Annotated in this window: 3 protein-coding genes and 1 pseudogene; 1 reads left to right on the plus strand and 3 read right to left on the minus strand. The window is 71.7% G+C overall.

The features are described from left to right. Positions 1-221: pseudogene (locus ACY45C_RS04730) on the minus strand (metallophosphoesterase); the annotation flags it as partial. Positions 222-484: 263 nt separating this feature from the next. On the opposite strand from ACY45C_RS04730, the gene ACY45C_RS04735 reads away from it, so the two are divergent. Next, positions 485-2,284 carry an AMP-dependent synthetase/ligase gene (locus ACY45C_RS04735; RefSeq protein WP_462186419.1) on the plus strand — a complete coding sequence of 600 codons (1,800 nt, stop codon included), beginning with the start codon at positions 485-487 and terminating at the stop codon, positions 2,282-2,284. Here ACY45C_RS04735 and ACY45C_RS04740 read toward each other — a convergent pair. Together ACY45C_RS04740 and ACY45C_RS04745 are read right to left on the minus strand one after the other, a co-directional pair. After that, the gene (locus tag ACY45C_RS04740; RefSeq protein ID WP_462186420.1) at positions 2,244-3,413 is read right to left on the minus strand and encodes a glycosyltransferase family 4 protein; all 1,170 of its coding nucleotides are present in this window, start codon (positions 3,411-3,413) and stop codon (positions 2,244-2,246) included. The genes ACY45C_RS04735 and ACY45C_RS04740 overlap by 41 nt on opposite strands. Before the next feature lie 79 nt (positions 3,414-3,492). Further along, entirely contained in the window at positions 3,493-3,708 is a 216-nt protein-coding gene (locus ACY45C_RS04745) for a hypothetical protein (RefSeq protein ID WP_462186437.1), read from the minus strand. Between the last annotated feature and the right edge of the window lie 171 nt (positions 3,709-3,879).

A 3,879-nucleotide genomic window follows, 5' to 3' on the forward strand; every position in this document is an offset into this window, starting at 1 on the left:
CCCACGGCCTCGGCGCCGAACAGGTCGCCCATGATGCCCCGGCCGTGGTCGTGGTAGTCGATGAAGAGAATGAGATCACCCAGACACACGAATGCGTCGGCCTCCTCGCCCGCCGCCGCCAGCGCATCCGCCCGCCCGTGCACGTCGCTGACCACGTGGACCCGCATGGCTGGAAGCTTAGGCGCCGACAGGGGCCCGTCGCCCCTACTCGAACGGCCCATCCGGCCGATGAGGGATGCCGCGCGGATCCTGGGCGTACCCGGGACATGTCCCCGGCGGTCGCGCTCACCGGCAACGATCATCGGTCGGACGCCGTCGAAGGGAACCCTTTACACCCCGCAAGGTCGCAAACCGCCCGCCCGGAGGCTAACGTCTGATGCCCTGGCCTGGTCTTCCGTTCTTCCGTTGTTCCGTGCTTCCGTTGTTCCGTGGCGTCGTCCCCCCGGCGTGCACAAGCCATCTGGTAGGACTGGTAGGAGTAGCAGTGCGCAAGTACACCTCCCCGCCCCTGATCACCATCGCCGACGATACGACCCTGACGGACGCCGTGTTCCGCAACGCGGCGGCGCATCCGGACAGTACGCTTATCCAGCACAAGATCGACGGCAAGTTCGTCGGCATGACCGTCCGCGAGTTCCGCGATCACGTCGTGGCCACCGCCCGGGGCTTCATCGCCCGCGGGGTGCGGCCCGGGGACCGCGTCGGTCTGGCGAGCCGGACCCGGTTCGAGTGGACGATTGTCGACTACGCGACGTGGCTGGCCGGCGCCGTCTGCGTGCCGATCTACGAGACCTCCAGCCCGGGCCAGATCGAGTGGATCCTGCGGGACGCCGGCGTCGAGGTTCTCGTGGTCGAAAACGACGAGCTCGCCGAGCGGGTCGCGCAGGTACGCGACGGCGTCCCCGCGCTGCGGGAGGTCCTCGTCATCGAGCACGGGGCGCTGGCCGGTCTCGCCGTGGACGGCGTCGGCATCGCGCCGGAGCAGCTGACGGCGGCCCGGGCGTCCGTCAACGCCGACAGCCTCGCGACGATCATCTACACCTCGGGGACCACCGGCCAACCGAAGGGCTGCGAGATCACCCATCGCGCCCTGCTGTTCACCGCCGAGGCGGCCATCGCCACGCTGCCCGAGCTGTTCGCGCCCGGTGCGTCCACACTGCTGTTCCTCCCGCTGGCGCACGTGTTCGCCCGCATGCTCCAGGTGGGCGTGGTCCAGGGGGCGTTCACCCTCGCCTACACCCCGGACTCGCGGACCCTGCTGCCCGATCTCGCCAAGGTGCGCCCGACCTTCCTGCTCTCCGTGCCCCGGGTGTTCGAGAAGGTGCACGCCGGGGCGCGCCACAAGGCGCACGCCGAGGGCAGGGGCTGGATCTTCGATGCCGCCGAGAACACCGCGGTCGCCTACAGCCGGGCTCTCGACGGCGGCGGCCCCGGCCTGCTCCTGCGGCTGCGGCACCGGTTGTTCGCCGCGCTGGTCTACAGCAAGCTCCAGGCGGCGCTCGGCGGGCGGGCCCGCTACGCGGTCAGCGGCGGGGCGCCGCTGGGTGAACGCCTCGGCCACTTCTTCCGCGGGATCGGGTTCACGGTGCTCGAGGGCTACGGTCTGACCGAGACCAGCGCGCCGGCCGCGGCGAACCGGCCGGGCAACGTCCGGATGGGCACCGTCGGCCAGCCCTTTCCCGGCGTGACGATCGCCATCGCCGATGACGGGGAGGTCCTCATCCGCGGTCCCCTGCTGTTCCGCGGCTACCGCAACAACGAGCTCGCGACGAAGGAGGCGCTCGACGCCGAGGGCTTCCTGCACACCGGCGACCTCGGCGACCTCGACGCCGACGGCTTCCTGCGGATCACCGGCCGCAAGAAGGAGCTGCTGGTCACCGCCGGTGGGAAGAACATCGCGCCGGCGCCGCTGGAGCACATCGTCCAGTCCCATCCCCTGGTCAGCCAGGCGATGCTGATCGGGGACCGGCGGCCCTTCATCGCCGCCCTCGTCACGCTCGATCCCGAGGCGTTCGACCGGTGGCGGTCCTCGGCGGGCAAGCCGGCCGGCGCGACGGTTGCCGACCTGGTCGACGACGCCGGCCTGCGCACCGAGATCCAGCATGCGATCGACGCCGCGAACGCGACGGTGTCGCACGCCGAGAGCATCAAGAAGTTCGCGATCTTGCCGCAGGACTTCACGGTGGAGACCGGCGAGCTCACCCCGAGCCTGAAGGTGCGCCGCTCGCTGGTGCTCGACCGGTTCAGCCAGGCGGTGGAGGACATCTACGCCACCCCGCGCTAACCCCGTCCGGGCCGGCAAGCAGCGTGCGCAGGTCCTGCGCGAGGACGTCCCACCGCCAGCGCAGCTCGACCCACGCCCGCCCCGCGGCACCCATCGACGCCGCCCGGTCGGGGTCGGCAAGCAGATCACCGACGGTCGTCGCGACCTGCGCCAGATCGGTACCGTCGATCACGATGCCGGTGCGCTGGTGCAGGACGGCGTCGGGGGAACCCCCACTGCGGCCGGCCACCACCGGCAGGCCGGTCGCCGACGCCTCGAGGAAGACGATGCCGAGCCCCTCGACCTCCAGGCCGGCGAGGCTGGAGCGGCAGGGCATCGCGAACACGTCGCCCGCCGCGTAGTGCGCCGGCAGTTCCTCCCACGGCACCGAACCGGTCATGATCACATTCTCGGCGACGTCGTTCTCCCGGGCGAGCCGTTCGAGATCACCCCGCCGGGGACCGCCGCCGACGATCAGCAGCGCGGCGTCCGGCACGCGGCGCCGTACCATGGGCAGCGCCCGGATCAGCATGTCCTGGCCCTTGCGGGCGACCAGCCGGCTCACGCACACCACCACCCGGCGGCCCGTCAGCCCATGGCGTCGGCGCATCTCCTCGCGCCCGTGACCGGGACGGAACAGCGAGGGGTCGACTCCGCTGGGCAGCCGGGCAAAGGTGGGATGGCCGCCGAAGGCGGGCCGGACCCGGGCCCGGGTGTAGTTGGTCAGATAGGTGATGGCGTCGGCCGCGGTGCCGATGCTGCGCAACACCTGACGCGCCCCCGGCAGCGCCGCCCAGCCGACCTCGTGACCATGGGTGCTCGCGACCATCCTGCGCACGGCCGTGTCGCGGCGCAGCCGGGCTCCGAGCAGCCCGAGCGGTGCCGCGGCGCCGAACCACACCGTGTCGCATCCCTCCGCCCGGGCGATCTCTCTGGCTCGGCGCAGGACGTCCGGTGTCGGCAGCATCAGCGACATGGTGTGCCGCACGACCGGGAAGTTCTGTTCGGCGTCGAAGGCCGCGGCGTTCTTCCAGGCCGGGGCGTAGACGACGATCTCGCCCCCGGGCAGCCGCGAGGCGAAGTTGTGCACGTAGGCCTGGATCCCGCCGGGACGAGGCGGGAAATCGTTCGTGACGGCCAGCACGCGCATCCGTCCATATTCTCCCACGGTCCCACCGCGTTTTCCCACGGCCCCACCGGCGCCCGCGCCGGCCCCCCGGCCGGGCGGGCTAGCCGGCGCGGCGACGCCGCGGCGCCTGGTCCAGCAGTGCCGTCCGCACGTCGGCGAGCGGGGGCAGCAGACCGGCGTCGGCGAGCAACCGCAATGCCTCGAGCTCCTCGGCGTCCCAGCCGACGGGCGGGCCCGGCGCCGGGAGCAGGACGGTCATCATGCAGCCGGCGCACCTGACACCACGGGCGGTGCAGGAGTCACAGTCGATCAGCATCGTGCGCACCTTCCGGATCCGAACCGGTGGAGGTCGGCGACGACAGACAATCCGAGCACCGATCTCCCGACTTCACCGACGGTAGGTCCAGGGTCCGACAATTCTCGGCGGACAAGTCCCGCCCGACGAAAGTCCCGCCCGACGGATCCCCTACCGGTCGAGGCGGGCCAG

This window comes from Frankia sp. CcWB2 (assembly GCF_977927585.1).